This window comes from Streptomyces filipinensis (assembly GCF_014649495.1).
GTDB classification, from domain to species: domain Bacteria; phylum Actinomycetota; class Actinomycetes; order Streptomycetales; family Streptomycetaceae; genus Streptomyces; species Streptomyces filipinensis.
This window is the reverse complement of sequence record NZ_BMTD01000021.1, coordinates 67,320-92,177: the sequence shown is the minus strand read 5'-3', so window position 1 is coordinate 92,177 and position 24,858 is coordinate 67,320. Positions and strand designations below refer to the sequence as shown.

At 71.3% G+C, this 24,858-nt stretch carries 14 protein-coding genes; 5 read left to right on the top strand and 9 right to left on the bottom strand.

What is annotated here, in order from left to right; translation table 11 throughout:
* Positions 1–16: 16 nt before the first annotated feature.
* Positions 17–1,198: an aminotransferase class V-fold PLP-dependent enzyme gene (locus IE244_RS34300; RefSeq protein ID WP_031170624.1), complete on the bottom strand. Its 1,182-nt coding sequence runs from the start codon at positions 1,196–1,198 to the stop codon at positions 17–19.
* A gap of 11 nt (positions 1,199–1,209) precedes the next feature.
* The gene (locus IE244_RS34295; protein WP_191877483.1) at positions 1,210–2,304 is read right to left on the bottom strand and encodes a fatty acid desaturase family protein; all 1,095 of its coding nucleotides are present in this window, start codon (positions 2,302–2,304) and stop codon (positions 1,210–1,212) included.
* Between the two features lie 484 nt (positions 2,305–2,788).
* On the opposite strand from IE244_RS34295, the gene IE244_RS34290 reads away from it, so the two are divergent.
* Positions 2,789–3,478: a response regulator transcription factor gene (locus tag IE244_RS34290; protein WP_191877482.1), complete on the top strand. Its 690-nt coding sequence runs from the start codon at positions 2,789–2,791 to the stop codon at positions 3,476–3,478.
* Positions 3,479–3,530: 52 nt separating this feature from the next.
* Here IE244_RS34290 and IE244_RS34285 read toward each other — a convergent pair whose 3' ends face one another.
* The gene (locus IE244_RS34285) at positions 3,531–4,538 is read right to left on the bottom strand and encodes an aldo/keto reductase (protein ID WP_191877481.1); all 1,008 of its coding nucleotides are present in this window, start codon (positions 4,536–4,538) and stop codon (positions 3,531–3,533) included.
* Positions 4,539–4,762: 224 nt separating this feature from the next.
* On the opposite strand from IE244_RS34285, the gene IE244_RS34280 reads away from it, so the two are divergent.
* The 3 genes from IE244_RS34280 to IE244_RS34270 all read left to right on the top strand — a co-directional run bounded on the left by IE244_RS34280 (position 4,763) and on the right by IE244_RS34270 (position 8,112).
* Positions 4,763–6,115 carry an ATP-grasp domain-containing protein gene (locus IE244_RS34280; RefSeq protein ID WP_191877480.1) on the top strand — a complete coding sequence of 451 codons (1,353 nt, stop codon included), beginning with the start codon at positions 4,763–4,765 and terminating at the stop codon, positions 6,113–6,115.
* Between the two features lie 180 nt (positions 6,116–6,295).
* Positions 6,296–7,126 carry a transketolase gene (locus IE244_RS34275; RefSeq protein ID WP_191877479.1) on the top strand — a complete coding sequence of 277 codons (831 nt, stop codon included), beginning with the start codon at positions 6,296–6,298 and terminating at the stop codon, positions 7,124–7,126.
* On the top strand, positions 7,123–8,112 hold the full coding sequence (locus IE244_RS34270; RefSeq protein WP_191877478.1) for a transketolase family protein: 990 nt from the start codon (positions 7,123–7,125) through the stop codon (positions 8,110–8,112). The genes IE244_RS34275 and IE244_RS34270 overlap by 4 nt, the downstream gene beginning before the upstream one ends.
* A gap of 66 nt (positions 8,113–8,178) precedes the next feature.
* Here IE244_RS34270 and IE244_RS34265 read toward each other — a convergent pair whose 3' ends face one another.
* From IE244_RS34265 to IE244_RS34240, 6 genes are all read right to left on the bottom strand, one after another.
* Complete coding sequence (locus IE244_RS34265; RefSeq protein ID WP_191877477.1) at positions 8,179–9,366, bottom strand: acyltransferase family protein; 1,188 nt, start codon at positions 9,364–9,366, stop codon at positions 8,179–8,181.
* A gap of 18 nt (positions 9,367–9,384) precedes the next feature.
* Complete coding sequence (locus tag IE244_RS34260) at positions 9,385–10,584, bottom strand: MFS transporter (protein ID WP_191877476.1); 1,200 nt, start codon at positions 10,582–10,584, stop codon at positions 9,385–9,387.
* Positions 10,581–10,814 carry an MbtH family protein gene (locus tag IE244_RS34255; RefSeq protein ID WP_373305806.1) on the bottom strand — a complete coding sequence of 78 codons (234 nt, stop codon included), beginning with the start codon at positions 10,812–10,814 and terminating at the stop codon, positions 10,581–10,583. Before IE244_RS34255 ends, IE244_RS34260 begins: the two co-directional genes overlap by 4 nt.
* A complete protein-coding gene (locus IE244_RS34250) occupies positions 10,811–12,001 on the bottom strand; it encodes a cytochrome P450 (RefSeq protein WP_191877475.1) in 1,191 nt (396 codons plus the stop codon). Before IE244_RS34250 ends, IE244_RS34255 begins: the two co-directional genes overlap by 4 nt.
* A 90-nt stretch (positions 12,002–12,091) precedes the next feature.
* Complete coding sequence (locus tag IE244_RS34245) at positions 12,092–21,409, bottom strand: non-ribosomal peptide synthetase (protein WP_191877474.1); 9,318 nt, start codon at positions 21,407–21,409, stop codon at positions 12,092–12,094.
* Between the two features lie 546 nt (positions 21,410–21,955).
* Complete coding sequence (locus tag IE244_RS34240) at positions 21,956–22,633, bottom strand: hypothetical protein (protein WP_191877473.1); 678 nt, start codon at positions 22,631–22,633, stop codon at positions 21,956–21,958.
* Positions 22,634–23,323: 690 nt separating this feature from the next.
* Between IE244_RS34240 and ccrA the strand changes: the two genes are divergently transcribed.
* Entirely contained in the window at positions 23,324–24,667 is a 1,344-nt protein-coding gene (ccrA, locus tag IE244_RS34235) for a crotonyl-CoA carboxylase/reductase (protein WP_191877472.1), read from the top strand.
* Positions 24,668–24,858: the final 191 nt, after the last annotated feature.

Sequence of the window (24,858 nt, the reverse complement as noted above, 5' to 3'; positions counted from 1 at the left end):
GTCGGGCTTTCTCCTGTCACCGGGCCAAGACGGGCACCGCGGCCGTACGGCCGGCGATCTCTTCGAGGACTCCGATCGCGTAGTCGATCTCCTGGGGCGTCGTGCGCGGGCCGACGGCGAGCCGCACCGCCTGGCGGATGCCGCGGCGCAGCAGGTAGCGGGGGGTGTGCGCGCCGTCGATCAGCCAGCAGGCGACGCCTGCCCGGCACAGTTGCCGCCACAGCGGCTCGGAGGCCAGACGGGCGTGGGTGACGCAGATGATGCCGGTGTGGTGGGTGCCGGGGGCGTGCACCCGCAGTCCGGGGATCTGCCCGGCCCTCTCCCGCAGTTGCCGCGACAGGCCGGCCATCCGGTCGAAGTCGTTGGAGCGGGCCTGCCGCAGGGCCACATCCAGGCCGACGAAGGACGCCACGCTCTTCTCGCCGAGTTCGAAGCGGCGCGCGCTGCCGGTGAGGTGGCGGATGTCGCCGCCGGGGACGAAGGCATGGGTGTGCACATCGACGCTGACCGGTTCGGCCGCCTGGCGAAAGCGCTCGGACATCACCGCGAAGCCGGTGCCGCGCGGGCCCAGCAGCGACTTCTTGCCGGTGGCCGTGAGCAGGTCGACCGGTGTGGCCGCCAGGTCGATCGGGATCTGCCCGGCCGACTGGCAGGCGTCGACGGTGAGCAGGGTGCGCCGGTCGCGGACGAGCTGCGAGAACGGTGCCAGCGGGGTGACGACGCCGGTGCACGAGGGCATGTGTGTCAGCGACAGCAGGGCGACCCGGTCGTCGATGTGGTGCCGGCACCACTCCACGTCCACGTCGCCGGCCTCGGTGAGCGGGATCTCCTGGATCGAGAAGCCGGCCGCTCTTTGCGCGTTCTTCAGGAAGAGCAGGTTGCCGGCCCACTCGTACGGCGTCGTCCACACGATGTCGCGTTCGGTCAGGGACAGACCGGCCACGGCGCTGTGCCAGGCGCGGGTCGCCGAGTCCGACATCGCCACGGCGTCCTGCGGGCAGTTGAACAGCTCGGCCAGGCTGCGGTACACGCCGTCCTCGGTCACCTCCGCGTAGGCGCGTTCGGCGAAGTAGGAGCCGATCACCCCCTCCAGCGTGAGGTAGTCGGCCACCGCCTTGCGGGTCTCGCGGCTCTGCAGGCCGGAGCCGGCCGTGTTGAGGTAGGAACGCCACTCGGTGGTGTAGGTCTGTCCGGTCACCGACGCCTCCCTCACACGCTCTCGGCCGGCTGGGCGTGCGCGAGGGCGAGCACCTCGGCGAAGGTGGGTGAGGCCGCCTGGGGGTCGCCCCCGGCGCGGCGCCAGGCACGGTACTTCGCGGCGTAGGTCACCACCGTCTCCGCCCCGGCCCTGTCCTTGGCGCGGGTGACGATGCCGCCCCACAGGGCGTCCCAGCGGGCGTAGGTGGGGTCGTCGAGCAGGATGCGGTGGGCGCGCTTCATGTTCCAGAACGGGATGCTCATGTTCAGGTGGTGCACCAGGTGGTAGTTGTCGTGGTGCCGGCCCAGCAGGTAGTTCTCGACGGCCCGGCCGTGACGGTTGCGGGTCATCAGCAGCTGGCTGCGCTCACTCTCGGGCATGGGGTAGTGCTCGGCGAGCTCCGACAGCCAGCCCACCGCGACCGCGCTGGTGAACAGCGGCACGAGCCAGAAGAGCAGCAGCAGGTGGAGCGTTGCGGTGGCGGCGCACACGGCCGTGATCAGCAGCCACTGCGCGGCGAAGACCACCCGTTCCGCGCGCAGGCTGATCGGCATGGAGACGTTGGTCGGGGGGCCCTTGTAGAAGATGCGGTCGCGGACGATGTACCTGAGGTACGCGAAGGTGCGCAGGCCCAGGACGGCGAAGGCGATGTTCTCCAGGAAGAACCGCCCGTCCGACTTGTGCGGGTCGTACAGGCCCAGGTCCCGGTGGAACTCGTAGTCCGGGTCCTTGTCCGGGTCGCCCAGGTAGCGGTGGTGGAAGCCGATGTGACTGGTCCGGTAGGGCGAGTACAGGTGGAAGACCAGGTAGCCGGAGAACACCGTGCCCAGCATCAGGTTGAGGACCGGGTTGCGGCTGAGCACCTTGTGCGAGGACTCGTGCAGCAGGTTGACCATCGCGCGCTGCGTCGAGCCGATGAGGATCAGGGCGAGCGGATACAGCCACCAGGAGAGGCTCAGGCAGGCCCAGACCGCCACGGCGACGCCCGCGTAGTCCGCGAGGATCGCGAGGATCGCGTGCCAGTTGTCGAGTGTGCCCAGGGGCCGCAGTCGTTTGCGGACCTCCGGGGTGATCTTGCTGAAGTCGTAGTCGAGGTGTCCTCGCATCGTGGGAGATTGACTCGAGGGCGCCATCGGCATTCCTCCCTGTCATCGGCGGACCTCGCCGGCCCGGGAACTTCAGGAACGTAGGGCGCCTGAACGGTCCCGGACGGCGGTGCTACGACTTCCGGCACACGCCACCGCGCTCAAAGGCACATCCGGGAGCGGCGGCCGGCCGGGTCCGGCAGTATCACGACACAGCCGTATACCCTTGCCCTCGCCTGCCGTTGACGGATCGGGACCGATCCGGGAACCTTTCACAGGTATTGGTGATGTGCGCGTATAGGCCCGCGTAGTGGACGCCACTAACGTGATTCGGGCGCACCGCGGACGTGGAAATCCACGGTTTTCGATGGGGACGCGGGATTCTCCGTCACCCCGATTGGTTTCCGCCCCCGGCCTGCCGGCACCGGCGACGGCCAATTCGATGGGGCCGATTGCCGACGCCGAAGCCAGACCACTCACTCGGAAAACAGGAGTGCTGCCTGCCATGCCCCACGCATCCTTGCGCATTGTGATCGCGGACGAGCAGAGACTGCTGCGCGAGTCCCTGTGCGCGCTGCTGGACACGGAGCCCGGCATCGAGGTCGTGGGCCAGACGGGTCATGTGGCGGAGCTGTTCACCCTGGTCGCCCGGGTGCGTCCGGACCTGGTGGTCCTCGACGTGCAGATGGCCCCCGCCGACGACCGGCAGGCCCTCGTCAACCGCCTTCTGCACGGCATACCGGCCTGTCGGGTGCTGGTGCTGTCCATGCTGGAGCAGCCGCGTCTGGTGCAGTGCCTGCTGGATCTGGGGATCCACGGCTACCTGCACAAGAGCATCGGCTACGGCACGGTCGTGGACGCCGTGCGCGCGCAGCGGGGGGCCCGCCTGTACCAGACGGTGACGCTGCCTCTGCACCAGGGCCCGCTGCGCGCGGCCGGCACCGGCCCGGCGTACGGGGCGGAGCTGTCGGCGCGTGAGGTGGAGGTCCTCACGCATGCGGCGGCGGCCCTGAGCAACCGTCAGATCGCTGTCCGGCTGGGGATCGCGGAGGGCACCGTCAAGCGGCATCTGAGCAACATCTTCGAGAAGCTCGGCGCGGTCAGCCGGCTGGACGCGGTGAACAAGGCCGCCTCCATGCGGCTCATCCACCCCGGTGACACCCCCGGTGCGCGCCGGCTGCGCGTGGCGACCTGAAGGACGTCCGCGGCCACAGCGGGCCACCGGCCCGGCCGGCCGCGGCACAGGGTCACGCTTCGGTGCTGTGGACCGCGTACGGTTCGATGGCGGCCAGTTCCTGCTCGCTCAGCGGTGGGGCGTCCAACGCGGCGACGTTGGCGTCCAGTTGGGCGATGCTGCTGGCCCCGATGACCGCGGAGGTGACCTGCGGCCGGTGCAGCACCCAGCTGAGGGCGAGCTGCGCCAGGCTCTGGCCGCGTTCGCCCGCCAGGGCGTTGAGTGCCTTGGCCCGCTGCAGGTAGGTGTCGGTGATGTCGTCGGCGGACAGGAACATGCTGGTCGCGGCGCGGCTGTCCGATGCCACGGTGCCGCCCAGGTAACGGTCGGTCAGCAGGCCCTGGGCGAGCGGGGAGAAGACGGTGGCGCCGGTGCCGAGCCGTTCCAGTTCGGCGAACAGTCCCTGCTCGGGCGTCCGGTCGAACATCGAGTAGCGGTGCTGGTGGAGTGTCAGGGGCACGCCGCCGGCGGCGAGCGCCTGGGCGGCCTGGCGCGTCTGGTCCGGGGAGTAGTTGGAGATGCCCGCGTACAGGGCCTTGCCCTGGCGTACGGCGTCCGCGAGGGCTCCCATGGTCTCCTCGACGGGGGTGTCCGGGTCGGGCCGGTGGGAGTAGAAGATGTCGACGTGGTCGACGCCGAGCCGGCGAAGGCTGCGTTCGAGCGAGGCCATCAGGTACTTGCGGGAGCCGCCGATGCCGTAGGGGCCGGGCCAGCCTTCGTAGCCGGCCTTGGTGGAGATGACGATCTCGTCCCGGTAGCCGTGCAGGTCGCTCTTGAGGACCTCTCCGAAGCGGGTCTCCGCGTATCCGAACACCGGCCGGCCGTAGTTGTTGGCGAGGTCGAAGTGGGTGATGCCCAGGTCGAAGGCGCGCAGCAGAAGGGCGCGCTGGGTGTCGGCCGGGCGGTCGGGGCCGAAGTTGTGCCAGAGCCCCAGGGAGAGCGGTGGCAGCAGCAGCCCGCTGCGCCCGGCGCGCCGGTAGGACATGCGGTCGTAGCGGCTGGTGTCGGCCGAGTAGGACATCGGGCACCTTTCAGGGGGGTGGGGGGATGTGCGAAGTGCCCGCCACGCTACCCGGCGCCGGGGGTGGCGGTAGGTGTTCGGGGGAAAACCGGTCACCGGGGCGCGGGGTGTGCCTTTGGGGGTGACCTCATGTGACTCAAGTCGTAGACCGGTGCTCCCCCGCATGTCCCGGCTCCTACGTTGGGTGATCGCAGACCGTGATGACCCGACAGCGGGAGGACCCGATGACTGAGCTGACCGTGGGCAGGGGGAGCGAGGAGCTGGCGGAGCGCTCCGCGGAGGTGGTGCGCAGGGCCAGGGGCCGTGCGGTCGGTGTCCTCGTCGACGCCTACGGGACCGGGAACTACCTGCCTGCGGCGTTCAACCGGCTGGGGGTGGAGGTGATCCATGTGCAGAGCTCCGCCGAACCGATCACCCGTATGCAGCCGTGGGACCGCGCCGCCTACCTCGACCAGCTGGTCTACGCCGCGGACGGCAGCACCGAGCGGACGCTCAAGGAGATCGAGCCGCGGTTCGTGCTGCCCGGCCAGGAGCCGGGTGTCCTGCTCGCGGACCGGCTCAGCGAGGCGCTGGACGTGCGGACCAACGGCACGACGTTCTCCGACGCGCGCCGCGACAAGTACAAGATGATCGAGACGGTCTCGGCGGCCGGGCTGCGTACCGCGCGGCAGCTGCTCACCGACGACGCCGAGGAGGCCGTCGCGTGGGCCGAGGCGAACGGGCACTGGCCGTGCGTGGCGAAACCGCTGGCCTCCGCCTCCACGGACGGGGTCACCATCTGCCGCAACGCCGACACGCTGCGCTCGGCGTTCCGGTCGGTGCTGTCCAGCACCACCGTCTTCAACGGGGCCAACACCGAGGTGCTCGTGCAGAGTTATCTGGAGGGCACGGAGTACATCGTCGACACCGTGAGCGTCGACGGTCATGCCTTCGTGTGCGGTGTGTGGCAGTACGAAAAGCGGCTGCTGCCCAACGGGAAGCCGCTGTACAACCGCGACATCCTGCTGCCGTCGACCAGTCCCGTGGTCCAGACGCTGGTCGGCTACACCCGCAGCCTGCTGGAGGTGCTGCGCATCCGTAACGGGCCGGCGCACACCGAACTGATCGTCACCGACGACGGGCCGGCTCTGGTGGAGGTGGGTGCGCGGGTCAACGGGCACCTGCACCCCGCTTTCCACGACACGGCCATCGGCGTGAACAGCGCCGATCTGACGGCCCTGGCCTACCTGCGTCCCGAGGAGTTCCTCGCACGTTACGGGGACGGGGTGTACGACAGGCGTCAGCCGGCCGTCGTGTACAACGCGCCGACGACCCTGTCGGGCACGGTGGTCTCGGTCGACGAGGCGCTGGTGGAGGAGATCCGCGAGCGGCCCTCGGTGGTGGACCTCGTGGTCAAGCGCCGGCCCGGCGACGTCATCGTGCCCACCCATGACCTGCTCACCAGCCCGCTGCGGGTGTTTTTGACGCACGAGGACCCGGTCACGCTGGAGCTGGACTACGTGTTCATCGAGTCCGTGCGGGAATCGCTCTTCGAGGTCCGCACCGCGGGTCCGCGCAGGGTGTGCGGCGTCGTGTGACGTCCTGCCACGACAGCGCACCCCCCTGTCGGGGGCCGCGCGCGAGCGTCGCCGGCGCACCGCGGATCGGCCGCGGGCCGGCGGCGCTCGCGCGCGGCGCCTTGGGCGTCCGCGGCCCCGAAGGCGCGGCGGCGCCCGCAGCAGCACACAGACACCGGACGGCTTTCGGAGGGATCAAGCATGCTCACACAGACGCCACCGCAGACCGTGGCGGAACAACTCGCCGTGCAGATCCGGCGCAAGGTCATCGAGATGAGCGCATCGCCCAACGGTGTGCACATCGGCGGCAGCATGTCGATCGCCGACCTGCTGGCCGTGCTGTACGCGGAGGTGCTGCGCGACCCGGCGGGCGTGGGCTCCTCGCACGACCGTGACCACCTGATCCTGAGCAAGGGTCAGGCGTCCGCGGGGCTGTACGCGGTGCTCGCCTCGACGGGGGTCATCCCGGAGTCGGAGCTGGCCACCTACGCGGAGGAGGACAGCCGGCTGGGCGGGCACCCCATGAAGCGTCTTCCGGGGGTGGACTTCTCCACCGGTGCGCTGGGACACGGGCTGCCGCTGGGTCTGGGGGTCGCGCTCGCCGGGCGGCGCTTCGGCCATGACAAGCGGGCCTTCGTGATCCTCGGCGACGGGGAGCTGCAGGAGGGCTCCAACTGGGAGGCGGCGATGGCGGCGGCGCATCACGGCGTGGACAACCTGATCGCGATCGTGGACCGCAACGGCTGGCAGATCAGCGGCCGTACCGACGAGTGCATGTCGCTCGAACCGCTGGCCGGCAAGTGGGCCGGTTTCGGCTGGCGGGTGCTCACGGTCGACGGACACGACCACGAGCAGATCCGTGCGGCCCTGACCGGGCCGGTGGAGCGGGGCCGGCCGACGGTGGTCATCGCGGACACGATCAAGGCGCGCGGGGTTCCCGGTCTGCAGGACACCAAGCAGAGTCATTCGGCGACCCTCGACGAGCGGGCGCGGCGGGCGGCCCTGGCGGTCCTGGAGGGCGGACAGGCATGAGTTCCGACATCGCCGTGCGCCGCACCGTCGCGGAGGTCCTCGACCATGTCTGGGAGAACCGTTCGACGATCCAGAGCCGTGACGCGTACGCCATGATGCTGCTCGCGCTCGGGCGGGAGAACCCGAACCTGGCGTGTGTGAGCGCCGACATGAACTTCGAGGACCACTTCGCGCTGGAACTGCCGCGCCAGCACGTGGATCTCGGTATCGCCGAGCAGAACATGATCGGTGTCGCCGCCGGGATGACGGTGTCCGCGCGGCCGGTGTTCGCCAACGGCATGAGCCCGTTCGCGATCGCCCGGGCCTACGAGCAGATCAAGATCGATGTGGCCGGCGCGGACCTTCCGGTCAAGATCGTGGGGACGCACGCGGGCCTGGCGTCGGGTCACTACGGGCCGACCCACCACTCGCTGGAGGACATCGGTGTGATCCGGATGCTGCCGAACATGACGGTGGTGGTGCCGGCGGACGCCTGGCAGGCCGCGCAGGCCACGGTGGCGATCGCCGAGGATCCGGGGCCGGTGTATCTGCGGCTGGGGCGGCAGGCCACGACCGCGCTGTACGAGGAGCGCACCGAGTTCGTGCTGGGCAGGGCGAGCGTGCTGCGCGAGGGCGGCCGTGTGCTGTTCATCGCCACCGGCCCCCACCCCAACCTGGTCGCGGCCCAGGCGGCGCGCGAACTGGCCGGGCGGGGTGTGAGTGCCGGGCATCTGAACATGCACACGGTCAAGCCGCTCGACAGCGAGGCGGTGCTGCACGCGAGTGCCAACGCCGAGGTCGTGGTGACCATCGAGGACCACCGCGCCCTGGGCGGCCTGGGGGGCGCGGTGTGTGAGGTGGTGGCCGAGGCCGGGGGCCCGCCGGTGCGGCGGATCGGGGTGCCGGACGTGCACTACGACCTGGTGGGCGGGGAGGAGTACTTGCTGCACCACGCGGGGATCAACGTGGACAACGCGGTCGCGCAGGCGCTGGACGTCCTGGCCTGAGGCGGCCCGCCCGCCGCTCGCAGGGGGCGCGGGCGGGCAGCGGGCGGCCTGGGTGGGGTGCGTGCCTCACAGCTGCTGGTCCACCAGCTGCGCCCGGGTGGGTGCCGGGAGGTGGCCGCCGCTCCTGGCGCCGCCGGCCCACCGGCGCATGACGGGGCGTTCCACGCACGCGTAGAGCAGCCAGCTGAGCAGCTGGGCGGCGACGAAGGCGAGCGCGATGACGGCGAGCCCGGCCGCCGGGTTGAACGTCCGTCCCCGCAGCAGGTCGTGGACGGCGACGAGGACCATGAAGTGCACCAGGTAGAAGGCGAACGACATCTCGCCGAGCAGGGTGGGCCAGCGGCCTCGCAGGCCGGTGCGGCGCCCGGTGAGATCGGCGGTCGCGATCGCCCCCACCAGCAGGGACAGCGGGACGGCCAGGATCACGTTGAACCCGTACTGCCACGGCACGGCCAGGGTGAGCGCGTAGCCGGCCGCGGTCAGGGCCAGGGTGGGTGCGATGCCCCAGGAGATGCGGCGTCCCTGCGCCAGGAGCCGGGCCATGAGCATGCCCAGGACGAACTCGAAGAGGCGCAGCGGCGGGAAGTTGTAGCCGAGCCACGCCTGCGTCTGGCCCATCGGCCAGTCCGGCAGGCGGGGGGTGGGCGAGACCCATGCGTCGATGCTCATCTGGGTGGCCAGCAGTGCCGTGAAGGTGAGGGCGAAGCACATCCACAGACGGCGGGCCGGGATGCCGCGCACCAAGCGCCACAGCAGCGGGAAGAGAAGGTAGAAGAGCAGTTCGCTGCACAGCGACCAGCTGGGCTGGTTGAGGCTGACGACCGTGTCCGGGCGGGGTATCCAGCAGTGGACGAGGAGGAGGTTGGGCCACCACACCATCGGGTGGGCGAGGGCCGTGGTGGAGAAGTACCAGAGCGCGACGGCCCACATCACCACGTGGTTGGGGAATATCTTCAGCATCCGGCGCCGGTAGAAGTCGCGGAGTGTGTCGTTCGGCCGCGCCGACCAGGCCAGTACGAATCCGCTGAGGATGAAGAAGAAGGACACTCCCGCGAAGCCGATTTTCCTGAACGTGTGCGCGTATCCGTCGGCGAATGCCCCGTCCTGGAAGACGCCCAGTATTTCGGGGCGGGAGGCGTGGTAGAGAAACACGAACGCCGCGGCGTGGAACCGCAGTCCGGTGAGCGAGGGCAGTTTCGGTCTGTGCGGTGGTCCGTGTTTCTGTCCGACCTCGCCGGCGTGCTGGATCGGCATGATGGTTCCTCTCGTGAATCAGCGGCGCACCAGGCTCAGCAGCAGCAGCGCGCACAGGCTGGCCCCCGCGGCGACCGCGGTGAGTACGGTGCCCACGCTCAGATGCTCGAACAGCACGCCGGCCACGCCGTAGGCGATCGGGCTCGCGACGAACACGGCGGCGCCGAACACCGGGACCACGTGCGGGCGCAGGTGGGGTGGCGGGCGCAGCATCATCAGTGCGACGGCGGGCGCGGTCACCGCGGGCAGGAACATGCAGCTGGCCGCGACGGTCAGCGCCAGTGTCGTGACCGGCTGGTTCCAGGGCAGCAGCCACAGCACGGCCGCCGCGCCCGCGCCGCCTGCCGCGGCGAGCCGTACGGGTGGGATGCTGCGGGCGAGCCGGGCGACCACGACGGTGCCCAGCGCGGTGCCGCCGCCCCACGCGGCCAGCAGCCAGCCGGCCACATGGGGGTCGGCGTGGTAGCGGCTCTGGGCCATGACGGGCAGTGCGAGCATCACGACGGGCATGAGGGTGCCGTAGCCGAGCGCGGCCAGGGACATGGTGCGCAGCACCGGGTCCTTGAGCAGGTGGCGCACGCCTTCGGCCAGGTGGTGCGCCGAGGACTGGGTGGGGGCCGGCGCGTGGCGGGGCAGCCCGGTCAGCAGGGCGGCCGACACCGCGAAGGAGGCGGCGTCGATCCACAGCACGTTGAGCGCGCCGATCTGGGCGATCAGGAAGCCGGCGATCGCCGGGCCGACCAGGCGCGCGGTCGAGGTGGCGGTCTCGAACAGGGCGTTGCCCGCGGTGACGACCCCTTCGTCGAAGCCGATGGTCTCGGTCAGCAGCAGGCGCTGCGCGGACAGGTAGGCCGAGGCGACACAGCCGACCAGGGCCACGATCGCCGCGAGCGCCCAGAACGGCAGCGTGCCCGCGAGGTACAGGGTGGGCACGGCCGCGGTGAGCACCGCGCTGCACAGGTCGCCGGCGATGGTGACGCGGCGGGCGCCCCAGCGGGCCACGAGCAGTCCGGCGGGCATGCTCAGCAGGGGCACCGGCAGGATCTGGATGAGGAACACCAGGCCCATGCGTGCCGGTGAGCCGCTGGTCATCAGGACGAACCAGGGCAGTGCCAGGGTTGTCATCTGGGTGCCGACGGAGGAGGTGAACTCCGCGGCGACGACTTGGCGGAACGGCCGGCTGTGCAGGGGCGAGCGCACCGCCGTCGCGGTCGTCACCGGGTCGCCCGTGCCGAGGCCGGGCGCATGTCGCTCCAGTGGGAGTCGATGTGGTCGACGCAGGCGTCGCGTGTGTCCGGGCCGAACACCGGTGTCCAGCCCGAGGGTACGGGGATGTGGCGGGGCCACAGGCTGTGCTGCTGTTCGGCGTTGACCAGGACCTGGTAGACGCCGTCGGGGTCGTCGAAGGGGTGGGCCATCGTGCTCTCCTTGTCGCTGCCGGCGCTCACCACGTCACCGGCAGGCGGTGGACGCCGTAGACGGTCATGTCGGAGCGCATCGGGATGTCGTTGGCGTCTGCGGCGATGCGCAGGTCCGAAAAGCGCCGCAGCAGTGCCGTGTAGCCGATGCGCAGTTCCAGGCGGGCCAGTTGCTGTCCCAGGCACTGGTGGATGCCGTGGCTGAAGGTGAGGTGGCTGTGGCCGCCTCGGGTGACGTCGAGGCGGTCGGGGTCGGTGAACTGCCGGGGGTCGCGGTTGGCGGTGGGGAGGTGGATCAGTACCGTCTCCCCCTTGCGGAGCGTCACCCCGTCGATCTCGACGTCCTCGGTGGGGGTGCGCTGCACGCCGACGTGGACGACGGTGAGGTAGCGCAGCAGTTCCTCGACCGCGCTCTCGACGAGCGACTCGTCCGCGCGCAGCAGGTCCATCTGGTCGGGGTTGGTCAGCAGGGCGTAGGTGCCCAGGGAGAGCATGTTCGCGGTGGTCTCGTGCCCGGCGACCAGGAGCAGCAGGGTGGCGCCGATGGACTCCTCCAGGGTGATGTCGTCCCCGGCCACCAGCACGCTCAGTACGTCGTCGGCCGGTTCGGCCTGCTTGCGCAGGAGCAGTTCGCCGGTGAGGTCGACGAGGTCCTTCAGTGCGGCCTGCGCCTGCTGCGGGTCGATGTCCAGGCGCAGCAGGTTCTCCGAGTCGCCCACGAAGCGGTCCCGGTCGGCGACCGGTACGCCGAGCAGTTCGCAGATCACCTGGGAGGAGACCGGCACCGCGTAGTCGGCGACCAGGTCGGCGGGCGGGCCCTTGTGCAGCATCGCGTCGGCGTACTGCGCGGTGATCTCCTCGATCCGGGAGGCGAGCAGGCGCATCCGGCGCAGGGTGAACTGGCCGGCAAGGCGCCGCCGGAAGCGGGTGTGGTCCGGGGGGTCCATGTGCTCGAACAGGCCGGGGATGTCCGCCTCCAGGTCGGAGGGGCGGTCGGAGGGGAACGCCAGGTGTTTGTGCGAGGCGGCCGAGCTGAACCGTTTGTCGGACAGGATCTGCCGGCCCTGTTCGTAGCCGGTGACGAGCCAGCCCTGGTATCCGTCGGGGAAGGTCATCCGGCCGATCGGGCCCTGGGTGCGCAGCACCTGGGGCGGGTCGAGGGGCCGTTCCCTGAGCGTCGGCAGCCCGTGGGTGACGGCATGTGTGGTTTCAGTCATTTTTTCTGCATTCCGCCGTCGGTCGGGGGCAACGGCTGTTCCGGGGGTGGATGAGGCCGGCCGGAGCGGGGTCCGGCCGGCCGGGGTGTGTCAGTGGTCGTGTCCGGTGTCGGTGTCGGTGTCGTGCGGTGTTTCGGCCCGCAGCCGGGTCCGCAGCTGGGAGATCCTCAGCCCAGGGTGGTGGGCGACGAGTTCGAGCAGGCGCGGCCACTGGCGGACGAGTGCGCCCATGACGGGCGGCGCGATGTAGTGGGGTGAGTACACCCACAGGCCGTGCAGCTCGCCCTCGACGTCGCGGGCCACCAGGTAGAGGTCGAGGTTGTGGGGCTCGATGGCGGTGATCAGTTCCGGGAGGGGGGTCACGTCGCCGACCTGCACGCCCAGCGGTGCCACCTGGAGCCCGTTGAGGGTCAGCGTCCTGCTGGGCACGCCGAGCAGGTTGAGCATCACGCGCAGGGGCAGCTGGTTGCCGTCCCCGACGACGCCGTCGTGCACCAGCGCGCGCACCGGCACGTTCTGGTGCGAGTAGGCGTCGAGTTCGCCCTGCAGGACCCGTTGGAGCAGGTCGTGGAAGGTGGGGTCGTCCGCCATCCGCGACCGGTTGAGGATGATGTTGATGAACGGGCCGACCATCGTCTTGGTCTCGGGCCGTTCGCGGCCGGCCAGCGGGTGGCTGACGGCGATGTCGGTGGCGCCCGAGTAGCTGTGCAGCAGTACGTGGAACGCCGCCATCAGCATCATGAACAGGGTGACGCCCTCGCGGCGGGCGGCTTCCTTCACCGCCGCCATGACCTCGGCGCCGACCACGACGCTGTGGCTGAAGCCCTCGATGAAGTCGTCGAGTTGGTGCTCGGGCGCCTCGAAGTCGAGGACGCGCGCGGCGCCGTCGAGCTCGGTGCGCCAGTGCTCGACGTGCTCGTCGAGGGCGCCGCCGGCCAGCATTTCCTGCTCCCAGGCGGCGTAGTCCAGGTGCTGGACGCGCACCTCGGGCAGCTGCGGCCGGCGGCCGGCCGAGTGGGCGGCGTACAGCGTCGACAGTTCGTCGAAGACCACGAGGAAGCCCCAGTGGTCCACCAGGATGTGGTGGGCGACGAGGACCAGCGCGTGTTCCTGGTCGGCGAGCCGGACGAGCAGGGCGCGGACCAGGTTGCCGTCCTCGATGCGGAAGGGCTGCCGGGTCTGGCGGGTGAGCAGGTCGCGCAGCCGCTCGTGCTGGTCCTGGCCGTGGTGGGCGCGCAGGTCGGCGGTCTGCAGCGGCCACTGGGGGCGGCCGTCGGCGAACTGCACGGTCGCCGAGCCGCGTTGGACGTAGCGGGTGCGCAGGATGTCGTGGCGGCGCACCAGGTCGTCCAGGGAGCGGCGCAGGGCGATGGTGTCGAGCTTGCCGTGCAGGCGGAAGGCGGTGATGACGGCGTGGTGGGCGTGGTTGGGGCCGACCGGCTGGAGCAGGAACTCCAGCTGTCCGAAGGACAGGCCGGTGCCGTCGCTGCGGTCGGCCTTGGGGATGGGGGCGTGCAGCAGGTCCACCGCGCCGACGGCGGCGGCGTGCGGGCCGGCGTCGCGGGCCGGTGTGACGGTGCCCTTCTCGACGGCGTCGGCGCAGCGGGCGAGGGCGCGCAGCGCGTCGAACCAGGCGGTTGCGAGCTCGTGGACCTCGTCCTCGGTGAGCAGCGAGCTCGCCCAGCTGAGGTGGGCCACCAGGTGCGGGCCGTCGGGTCCGTCCTGGGTGACGGCGTTGACTTCGAGCGGGTGGGACAGCGGGCGGACCCCGGTGGTGGTGGGCACGTTGTCGTCGCGCAGCGGCAGCCAGGGCGTCTCCTCGTCGGTGACGGGCACCCGGCCGAGGTAGTTGAACAGCACCTGTGGGGCGGGCAGCGCGGCGAGCAGCGGCGCGCTCTGCGGGTCCAGGTAGCGCAGCAGTCCGTAACCGAGGCCGTTGTCGGGGAGCGCGCGCAGTTGTGTGCCGGTGTGCGCGAGGGCGGCCGCGAGCTCGGTGCCCGCCGCGGTCACCTCGTGCCAGGGCAGCGTGGCGCAGTCGAGGCGGACCGGGTGGACGCTGGTGAACCAGCCCACGGTGCGGGACAGGTCGGCGCCGTCGACCAGGTGTTCGTGCCTGCCGTGGCTCTCCACGTCCAGCACCAGCGGGGTGCCGTGGTGGCCGCGGCGGGCGCGCCAGCGTCCGACGGCGAGGGCGAAGGCGGTCAGCAGCACGTCCTGGATGCCGCGGCGGAACACCGCGGGGACCTGTGCGACCAGGGGTGCGGTGTCCTGGGCGGGCAGGGTCAGCGACAGGCGTCCCTCGGTGCCGGTGACGTCGCGTTGCGGGTCCAGGTGCGCGGCCAGCAGCGGTTCGGCGTCGCGCAGGACGTCCTGCCACACCGGCAGCTCGGCGCGGTGGCCTGTGACGGCCTCGCCGGTGGCCACCCGCTGCGCCCAGCCGCGCAGCGACGTCGTCACCGGTGCGAGCAGGGGTTCGCGTCCGGCGGCCACCGCGTCCCAGGCGACGGCGAGGTCGGACAGCAGGATCCGCCACGAGACGCCGTCGACGGCGAAGTGGTGCACGGCGAGCAGCAGCCGGCCCGGGCGGGTGGTCCCGGCGTCGAACCAGACCGGCTGGAGCATCGCGCCGGTGGCCGGGTCCAGGCGCCGCTTGGCCGCGGCCGTCTCCTGGGCGATCAGTTCCCGGGTGTCCGTCTCGGACAGGGCGCTGGTGTCCACGCGGCGCAGGACGTCCGCGATCCGCAGGGTGCCGGGCTCGTCCGCGTGCAGCGACCACTGCCCGTCGGGGGCGGTCACCAGCCGCGTGCGCAGGGCGTCGTGCTGGTCGACGACCGCCTGGAGCGTGGTGAGCAGCCGGGCCTCGTCCATGCCCAGGGGCAGGCCGACGGTCGCGGACAGGTCGAAGCCGGTCATCGAGCCGCCCAGCTGCCGTTGGCGTTCCAGGACGGGCAGCGGGGGGATCCGGCCGGTGCCGATGTCCGTGACGCGGGCCCCGGCGTCCTCGTCGGCCAGCCGCGCCACCTGGGCGATGCCCGCCACCGTCTGGTGGGTGAACACGTCGCGGACGGTGAACACCAGGCCGGCCGTGCGGGACTGGGCGACCAGCTGGGTGGCCTGGATGCTGTCTCCGCCCAGGTCGAAGAAGCCGGCCTCGGCGCCGACCTCCGCCAGCCCGAGCACCTCGGCGAAGACGGTGCACAGGGTCTGTTCGACCGGTGTGCGCGCGGCCCGGGACACGGCGTCGGCGCCCAGGTCCGGTGCGGGCAGCGCACGGCGGTCGAGCTTGCCGTTGCCGGTCACGGGGAACGCGTCGAGGACCATCACGGCCACGGGGACCATGTACTGCGGCAGCCGCTCGGCCACGAACGAGCGCAGTTCGGCGGGCTCGGCGCCGGCGCCGTCGGCGAGCACGGCGTAGCCGACGAGGTCCTTGCCGCCGGAGGGCTTGTCGTGCACCACGACGGCGGCGTTCGCCACGGCGGGGTGCGCCGCGAGGGTGTTCTCGATCTCGCCCGGTTCGATGCGGAAGCCGCGGATCTTGACCTGGTCGTCGGTGCGGCCGAGGTAGTCGATCCGTCCGTCCGTGCGCCAGCGCGCCAGGTCACCGGTGCGGTACATGCGTTCGCCCGGGGCACCGTAGGGGCAGCTGACGAAGCGCTGGGCGGTCAGGCCGGGTTGTGCGAAGTAGCCGCGGGCCAGGCCCGATCCGGCGAGGTACAGCTCGCCGGGGACGCCGACCGGGACCGGTCGCAGCCGCTCGTCGAGGATGTAGGCGCGGGTGTCGTCCATCGGCGTGCCGATCGGCACGGTGCCGTCGGGCACCTCGCGGGTGCTGTGCAGCACGGCGAAGGTGGTGGTCTCCGTCGGGCCGTAGCCGTTGGTGAGCACGGTCTGCGGCCACGCGGTGAGCGCCTTGGCGACCACGGGGGGCGAGAGCGCCTCGCCGCCGGCCAGCACCTCGCGCATCCCGGCCAGGGCGCCGGGGTCGCGTTCGATGAGCAGGTTGAAGAGTGCGGCCGTGAAGAAGGCCGAGGTGACGTGGCGTTCGCGGATGGTGCGTACCAGGGCGTCCGGGTCGAGCTCTCCGGGCGGTGCGAGGACCACCTCGCCGCCGTTGAGCAGCGGTACCCACAGCTCGTAGGTGGAGGCGTCGAACGCGGTGGGGGCGTGCATGAGTACGCGGCTGTGGTTGCCGCCGCGCCATACGTGGTCGGCGGCGAGGCTCGCGATGTTGCGGTGGGTGACCGCCACGCCCTTGGGGCGTCCGGTGGAGCCGGAGGTGAACATGATGTACGCCATCCGGTCGGGGCCGCCGGCGGGCGGCGGGCCGGTGACGTCCGCCGCGTCGGGGGCGGCGGACAGTTCGGCGGTGACGTCGAGCACGTCCACCGCGTCGGCGTCGGGGTGTTGCAGTCCCCCGCCGTCCACGAGGAGTACGCCCGCCCCGGTCTCGGCCATGATCAGCCGCATGCGGGAGGCGGGGTAGCGGGGGTCCAGCGGCACATACACGCCGCCGGCCTTGAGGACGGCCAGGATCGCCACGGGCACCCGCACGGAGCGTTCCATCAGCAGGCACACCGCGTCCTCGGCGCCGTCGGCGCCGATCCCCCGTGCGCGCAGCCGGGCGGCGAGCCGGTCGGTGAGCGTGCAGAGCTCGCGGTAGGTCAGCCGCTCGTCGCCGCAGCTGACCGCGACGGCGTCGGGGGTTCGGGCCGCCTGCGCCCGGAACAGTTCGGGCAGGCCGGCCGTGGGCTGCTCGCCGGCGGGGCCGTTCCACTGGGTGAGCACGCGGTGCCGCTCGGCCGGGGTGAGCAGGTCGACGTCGCCGATCGGCTGGTCCGGGTCGGTGATCATCGCCAGTACCACCTGGCGGAGCCTGCGCAGCATGGTGCGGACCGTCTCCGGGTCGAAGACGTCGGCGTTGTACTCGATGCCGCCGTCGATGCCGCCCGGTGTGCCGTCGCCGGCGAGGTGCTCGTGCGCCAGCAGGACCAGGTCCATGCGTGCCGTGCCGGTGCTCCGCACCACCGGGGTCGCCTGGATGCCGGGCAGGTCCAGGGCCTCGTCGGTGACGCTCTGCCAGGACAGCATGACCTGGACGAGCGGGTGGTGGGACATCGAGCGGGTGGGCCGCAGGCTGTCCACGAGGGACTCGAAGGGGATGTCGCGGTGGGCGAGCGCGTCGAGGGTGCGTTCGCGTACCGCGGCGAGCAGGTCCCTGAACGTCTGGCGGTCGCAGACCTGTGTGCGCAGCACGAGGGTGTTGGCGAAGAAGCCGATCAGGTTCTCGGTGGCCTGGTCGTCGCGTCCCGCGGTCGCCACGCCGATGGGGATGTCGGGGCCGGCGCCCAGGCGGCTGAGCAGTACGGCCAGTGCCGCGTCGAGGACCATGAACATGCTGACGTCGCAGGCGCGGGCCAGCCGGGCCAGGCCCTCGTGCAGGTGGGCGTCCCACTGGAAGGTGAGGGTGTCCCCGTCGTGGGAGGCCTCGGCCGGGTGCGGGCGGTCGACGGGCAGGGCGATCCGCTCGGGCAGGCCGTCCAGCGCGCCGCGCCAGTAGCGCAGTTGACGCGACCAGGTGCTGTCGGGGTCGTCCTGGTCGCCGAGGTGGTCCCGCTGCCACAGCGCGTAGTCGGCGTACTGCGCGGGCAGCGGCGTCCAGGTGGGTGCGTGGCCGGCCAGCCGTGCCCGGTAGGCGGTGGCCAGGTCGAGTCGCAGCGGTGCCAGCGACCAGCCGTCCGCGGCGATGTGGTGGACGACGACGGCCAGCACGTGCACGTCGTCGCCGAGGGAGAACAGCTCCGCCTGCAGCGGGATCTCCCGGGTCAGGTCGAAGGAGTAGCGGACCGCGGCCGCCACCGCCTCCTCCAGGCCGGCCTCGTCGACCTCGCGCACCGCCAGCGCGGGGCGTGCCTGGTGGGGGTCGAGGATCTGCTGGCAGGCGACCGCGCCGGTGTCCGGGAAGACGGTCCGCAGCGCCTCGTGGCGGGCGACGACGTCGGCGAGGGCGGCCCGCAGGCAGTCGACGTGCAGTGCACCGGTCAGGCGCAGCACCACGGGCAGGTTGTAGGTGGGTGAGGGGCCTTCCATCTGGTGCAGGAACCACAGCCGGCGCTGGGCGAAGGACAGCGGCAGCGGGTCGGGCCGGGTCATGGGGCCGAGTGCGGGCCGTGCGTGGCCCGCGTCCTGGCGCAGCAGTTCGGCCAGTTCGGCCACGGTCTGTTTCTCGAACAGGGCGCGCACCGGCATCTCGACGCCGAGCGCGCCACGGATCCTGGCCACCAGGCGGGTGGCGAGCAGCGAGTGCCCGCCCAGGGCGAAGAAGCTGTCGTCGATGCCCACCCGGGGGACGCCCAGTACCTCGGCGAACACCTCGCACAGGGTTTCTTCCTCGGTGTCGCGGGGTGCGGCGTAGGCCGCCGCCGTGCGGGTCTCCTGTCCTTCGGGCGCGGGCAGCCGGCCGCGGTCGGTCTTGCCGCTGGGGGTCAGCGGCAGTGCGTCGAGGAAGACGAACGCGGACGGGACCATGTAGTCGGGGAGTTTCTCGGCCAGTGCCGTGCGCAGGTGGCGGCGCAGTTCGTCGGTCGCGCCGAGGGCCGGGCCGGGCACCACGTAGGCGACCAGCCGCTGGTCGCCCGGCTGGTCCTCGCGGACCACGACGACCGTGTCCTTGACCTGTTCCTGGCGCATCAGCACCGACTCGATCTCGCCGAGTTCGATCCGGTAGCCGCGCAGCTTGACCTGGTGGTCGAGTCTGCCGAGGTAGTCGACGGTGCCGTCCACCCGGCGCCGTACGAGGTCGCCGGTGCGGTACAGGCGGTCGGTGAGGCCGGAGTCGAAGGGGTTGGCGATGAACTGCTGTGCCGTCAGCTGCGGCCGGTTGATGTAGCCGCGGGCCAGTCCGCTGCCGCCGATGCACAGTTCACCGGGGACGCCCGGCGGTACCGGCCGGCCCTCGGGGTCGAGGATGTGCACCTCGGTGTTGGCGATCGGCCGGCCGATGGTGATCGTGTCGTCCACGATGCGGGTGCCCAGGGAGTAGATGGTCGTCTCACTGGGGCCGTACATGTTCCACAGGTCCACGCCCTTGGCCAGCAGGCGCCGGGCCAGGTCGGGGGGCAGTGCCTCGCCGCATATCAGTCCGCGCAGTCCCGGGCGGCCGGGCCAGCCGGCGTCGAGCAGCATCCGCCAGGTGGAGGGGGTCGCCTGCATCATGGTCGCGCCGGTGGTGGCCATCTCCTGGGCCAGCAGGGTGCCGTCGGTGGCCACCTCGCGGGTGGCGAGCACCACGCGGGCGCCCTCGACGAGCGGCAGCAGCAGCTCCAGTGTGGCGATGTCGAACGACAGGGTGGTGACGGCGAGGAGGCTGTCGCCGGCGTCGATGCCGGGCCACTGCTTCATCGCCCAGAACAGGTTGCGCAGTGCCCGGTGGGGCAGTTGGACGCCCTTGGGACGTCCGGTCGATCCGGACGTGTAGATCACGTAGGCGAGGTCCTGGCCCTGCACGGGCGCGTCGAGGGCCTTGGCGGACTCGGCGGCGAGTTCCTCGCGCAGCTCGTCCACGCAGAGTGTGGTGGCGGCGGAGTGCGGCAGGCTGGGCAGCACCGAGCTCTGGGTGATCAGGACGGGCAGTCCGGCGTCCTCGATCATGAACGCCATGCGGTCCTTGGGCAGTTTCGGGTCGAGGGGTACGTAGGCGCCTGCCGCCTTCAGGACGGCCAGGACGGCGACGACCATGTCGAGCGAGCGTTCCAGGCAGACCCCGACCATCACATCGCGTCCGACGCCGAGGCCGCGCAGCCTGCGGGCCAGCTGGTTGGCGGCCGCGTCGAGCTGGGCGTAGGTGAGGGTGCGGCCCTGGCAGTACACGGCCTCGGCGTCGGGTCGCAGCGCCGCCTGCTGCTCGATGCGCTGGTGGGTGAGCAGCTGGTCGGGCCATTCGTTGCGGGTGTCCGCCCGTTCCTGGTGCTGGGCGCGCTGCTCGTCCTCGGTCAGCAGCGCGACGTCCAGGATGGGCTGTTCCGGGTCGGCGAGCACGTTGTCCAGGAGCACCTTCAGGTGGCCGCTCATGCGGTCGATGGTGGCCGCGTCGAACAGCTCGGTGTTGTACTCGAACCAGCCGCTGAGCTCGTCGCCCTGCTCGAACACCTGCAGTTCGAGGTCGAAGCGTGCGGTGGAGCTCTCCACGTCCATCAGTTCCAGGCGCAACCCGCCGGCGCCGAACTGGGGCACCGGGATGTTCTGGTAGACGAAGGACACCTGGAAGATGGGCGAGCGGGACAGGTCGCGCTCCGGGCGCAGTTCCTCCACCAGCCGTTCGAAGGGTACTTCCTGGTGGGCGAAGGCGCCGAGGGCCGCGCCGCGTACCCGGCCGAGGAGCTCGGTGAAGGTCGGGTTGCCGGAGGCGTCGTTGCGGATGGCGAGGGTGTTGACGAAGTAGCCGATGAGCTGTTCGACCTGGGACTGGCCGCGGTTGGCCACCGGCACGCCGACGATGACGTCCTCCTGGCGGCTGTAGCGGTGCAGCAGCGCGACGTAGGCGGCGAGCAGCGTCATGAACGCGGTGGTGCCGGTGCGCCGGCTCAGCTCGCGCACGCCGCTCATCACGGAGGCGGGCAGGTGGAAGGGCCGGGACGCGCCGGCCGTGCCGAGCACCGCGGGCCGCGGCCGGTCGGTGGGCAGTTCCAGGATGGGTGCGGCGCCCTCAAGGGTCGTCTTCCAGTACTCCAGTTCGGTCGTGAAGCCCGGTCCCGCCAGCTGCTTGCGCTGCCAGGCGGCGTAGTCGGCGTACTGGACGGAAAGCTTCGGCAGTTCGGCCCCGGTGCCGCTGACCGCGCCCTGGTACAGGGCGACCAGCTCGCCGAACAGCACCGAGGTCGACCACAGGTCGGCGACGATGTGGTGCATGGTGAGCAGCAGGACGTGTTCGTCGGCGGCCAGGCGCAGGAACTTCATCCGCATGAGCGGCCCGGTGCCCAGGTCGAAGGGCCGGGCGAACTCCCGGCGCGCCAGTGCCTTGACGCCCTCCTCGCCTTCGGGGCCGCGCAGGTGCTCGCACTCCTCGACGGTCAGTTCCAGCTCGCCGGTCTCGTGCACGACCTGCACGGGCTCGCCGTCGGCCTCCTCGAACGTGGTGCGCAGCGACTCGTGCCTGCGGACGATCTCGGCGAGGCTGCGGCGCCAGAGCTCCACGTCGAGCGGGCCGTGCACGCGCACCGCCGCCGGGATGTTGTAGGCGGCGCTGCCCGGGTTGAGCTGGTCGAGGAACCACATGCGCTGCTGGGGGAACGAGGCGGCGAAGCGCCGTTCGCGCGCCGGTGGCCGGTGGCCCTTGCCGCGCCGCAACCGCTCTGCCAGCAGCGCGCGCTTCTGCTCCGGCGTGAGGCTGGTCAGGTCGATGTCGGTCATGCGCCAGTCTCCTGATCGTTGGTCTCGGCGGCGAGGAGTTCCCGCACCTGTGCTGTCGCCCTGGCCGGCTCGCGGTGGTGCCGGCGTCGGTGGGGCGCCCGGCGCCGCGGCGGCACCCGCGGCGCCGGGCCGTGGCGTGCGCGGCGTGTTCGCTGCCGCGAGCAGCGGGTCCGGCCGCGTCGCGCCCTGTTCGACTGGGTCGGTGCGCCGGGGGGCTGGTGTGGGCGAGTGCCTGAGAAGGGATGGAGCCGCCAGGGTGGGGCCACGATCAGCCTTCCGCCCGGAGCTTCACGTGCTTGTCTACCCACCGGTGATCGCTGTGTCCATGTTCGCCACCGCGTCCGCCGGCCGGCCACGGGTCGTGCGCGGGATGGGGTCGAGCTGCGTCAGGGGATGGTCGCCCTGCCGGGCGCGGTGAATCAACTGGCTGCGGTGAACGCGGAGTTGGGGAGGGTGAACGGTCCTTGTGGAGGGTGGCGGGCGTGGACGGCGGACGGCGCAGGCACGGAAGGACCGTGCCTGCGCCGTGCCGTTCTCACACTCGGGTCAGGCGGCGCGCCCCCGTGCCCGGCGCAGGGGCCGCACGATCAGCAGCACCGATCCGGCCAGCACGAGCAGGCCGGCGAGCAGCGAGGCGGCGCCGATCCAGGGCAGCCAGGCGATCTTCGCCGCCACGGTCACATGGCCGGCCTGCCCGCGCGATCCGTCGGCCTTCATGACGACCGCCGCGACGTCGCCCGACTTCACCGACCAGTTCAGCGTCTGCGCACCCTGCCCGCTGGCCTGGGCGACCCAGACGCCGGCCTTGCCGGGCGGCGTGCCGGGCGTGCCGCCGGGGTGCCTGCTCTCGGTGTCGCCCTTGCCGCTGGAGTCGTGGATGGTCACGTGCTGGACGCCGTTGAGGTACTGACGCAGCTTCCCCTCGTCGGCGAGGCCGACGAACACCGGGTCGGAGGGGTTGTCCGGCTTGAAGGTGATCCGGAGGTCGTCGGTCAGGCCGGCCATCTGCTTGTCGGCGCGCCAGCTGTCGGTGGTCATGGCGTAGGTGTCGGTGCGGTGCGCGTAGCGGCCGGTGCCCAGATCGATGTAGCCGCCGTCGTGGGAGGCCAGGTACACAGCGGTGCCGCCCGCACCGACGAGCGTCAGCGCCACGAGGGACAAGATCGCACCGACCACGACGGCGGCGATGCGCCCGGCGGTCCAGCCGGCGGATGTGGTGCGCATGTTCGCCCCCTCCACGAAATCCTTGGCACCCCTGTCGGTCACTGATTCCTCCTCGGTCTCGTCACCCGGGCGGTCAAATCCGGGTGCACGGTGTTTTTTTCCTGAACGGACGGCCGATGCAAGGCGACCCGCAGATCCCCTGTTCAGTCCACCTGGCACACCGTAACCGGACGAAGGCGCTCCGGCATCAGGGGTATCCCCTACACGGATACCAGGGATATCCCCCACGAAGTCCTGCACGCTGGAGAAATACCCGTCCTTCGCTTTACCGGAGGTGTTCAACTGCGTGGATCGCGCAGTTGAACACTCCCGCGCGGGGCCGGCGGGGCGGCGGACCGGAGACGGCGTGCGGTCCGGCGTCCGGCCGGGTTTTTCGGCGCCATGAATGCCGGGGTCCGGCGGGTTTTACGGAAGCCGTCCGGGGGCGTTCAACTGCTCGTATCGGCCAGTTGAACATCTCGGGCGAGTACCCGTGACCGCACGCGTTTTGGCGCACCGTGCGCGAGCCCTTGGCCACTGGACTCGGCCATGGTCCGGGTGCCAGCATGCATCCCGCGCTTGCCTCGGCAATTCGGCAGGCGACGGCGGAGCGGACATCCCGACGTGACTCCCTCACGTTTCTCCCCGCAGGAAACGCGAAACCATCGCGTCCTGTTTTTGCAGACTGAGCCGGAAAGAGGTCCGGAGACAATGCAAAAGATTCTCGACGCGGTCCTCGCGGGCGAACTCGGCGAGGTGGGCCACCTGCCGGTGCCCGAGTTCTACCGGGGGGTGGTCCTGCACGCCGAGGAGACGACGATGTTCGAGGGGCTGGCGGGCCGCGACAAGGACCCGCGCCGCTCGCTGCACCTGGAGGAGGTGGCCACCCCCGAACCGGCCGCGGGCGAGGTGCTGGTGGCGGTGATGGCGAGCGGGATCAACCACAACACGGTGTGGTCGTCGATCTTCGAGCCGGTGCCGACGTTCGGCTTCCTGTCCCGCTACGGCCGCACCTCGCCGCAGGCGGCCCGGCACGACCTGCCCTACCACGTGCTGGGCTCGGACCTGTCCGGTGTGGTGCTGCGCTGCGGCGAGGGGGTGGCGTCCTGGCGCCCCGGGGACGAGGTGGTCGCGCACTGCCTGTCCGTGGAGCTGGACCATCCCGACGGGCATGCCGACACCATGCTCGACCCGCAGCAGCGGATCTGGGGGTTCGAGACGAACTTCGGCGGGCTGGCCGAGCTGGCGCTGGTCAAGGCCAACCAGCTGATGCCCAAGCCGCGTCACCTCACCTGGGAGGAGGCGGCCGCCTCGGGGCTGGTGAACTCCACCGCCTACCGGCAGCTGGTGTCCCCGGCCGGCGCCCGCCTCAAGCAGGGCGACACCGTGCTGATCTGGGGCGCCACCGGCGGACTGGGCTCCTACGCCGTGCAGCTGGCGCTCAACGGAGGGGCGACACCGGTGTGCGTGGTCTCCAGTGCGCACAAGGCGCAGGTGTGCCGGCGGATGGGCGCGGAGCTGGTGATCGACCGCAGCGCCGAGGGCTACCGGTTCTGGAAGGACGAGCAGACCCAGGACCCGCGTGAGTGGCGGCGGTTCGGCGCCCGGATCAGGGAACTGACCGGCGGTGACGACCCGGACATCGTCTTCGAGCACCCGGGCCGGGAGACGTTCGGCGCGAGCGTGTACGTGGCCCGCCGCGGCGGCACCATCGTGACCTGCGCGTCCACCTCGGGGTACGAGCACGCCTATGACAACCGGTATCTGTGGATGAACCTCAAGCGGATCATCGGCACGCACTTCGCGAACTACCGGGAGGCGTGGGAGGCCAACCGGCTCATCGCCAAGGGGCATGTGCATCCCACGCTGTCGCAGGTGGTGCCGCTGGAGGGCACCGCCCAGGCCGTGCACGACGTGCACCACAACCTGCACCAGGGCAAGGTCGGGGTGCTGTGTCTGGCCCCCGGGGAAGGGCTCGGGGTCACCGACCCCGAGCTGCGGGCCCGGCACGAGCCGGCGATCAACCGGTTCCGCGCACAGCCGGCGGGCACCTGAACGGATCCGGTCGCGAAAATGACGCGGCCGCGGCCCGAGGCACCGTCGACCGCACTGCGGCGGCTGTTTCTTGACGGGTCTGCGGGAACTGTTGGATGCTGACGGTAAATGGCGGGATTCCACCGGGAGTTCTGGCCGGCGACGTACCGGCCGACGTTTTCCCGACCGCCTCTTTCGCATCAGGTTCTCTG

Bases quoted from the DNA above. Each gene is read 5' to 3' on its own strand.
- IE244_RS34280 (WP_191877480.1), top strand. From the start codon at position 4,763: ATGACTGAGCTGACCGTGGGCAGGGGGAGCGAGGAGCTGGCGGAGCGC.
- IE244_RS34295 (WP_191877483.1), bottom strand. From the start codon at position 2,304: ATGCGAGGACACCTCGACTACGACTTCAGCAAGATCACCCCGGAGGTC.
- IE244_RS34240 (WP_191877473.1), bottom strand. From the start codon at position 22,633: ATGCGCACCACATCCGCCGGCTGGACCGCCGGGCGCATCGCCGCCGTC.
- IE244_RS34270 (WP_191877478.1), top strand. From the start codon at position 7,123: ATGAGTTCCGACATCGCCGTGCGCCGCACCGTCGCGGAGGTCCTCGAC.
- IE244_RS34250 (WP_191877475.1), bottom strand. From the start codon at position 12,001: ATGACTGAAACCACACATGCCGTCACCCACGGGCTGCCGACGCTCAGG.
- IE244_RS34275 (WP_191877479.1), top strand. From the start codon at position 6,296: ATGCTCACACAGACGCCACCGCAGACCGTGGCGGAACAACTCGCCGTG.
- IE244_RS34290 (WP_191877482.1), top strand. From the start codon at position 2,789: ATGCCCCACGCATCCTTGCGCATTGTGATCGCGGACGAGCAGAGACTG.
- IE244_RS34245 (WP_191877474.1), bottom strand. From the start codon at position 21,409: ATGACCGACATCGACCTGACCAGCCTCACGCCGGAGCAGAAGCGCGCG.
- ccrA (WP_191877472.1), top strand. From the start codon at position 23,324: ATGCAAAAGATTCTCGACGCGGTCCTCGCGGGCGAACTCGGCGAGGTG.
- IE244_RS34265 (WP_191877477.1), bottom strand. From the start codon at position 9,366: ATGCCGATCCAGCACGCCGGCGAGGTCGGACAGAAACACGGACCACCG.
- IE244_RS34285 (WP_191877481.1), bottom strand. From the start codon at position 4,538: ATGTCCTACTCGGCCGACACCAGCCGCTACGACCGCATGTCCTACCGG.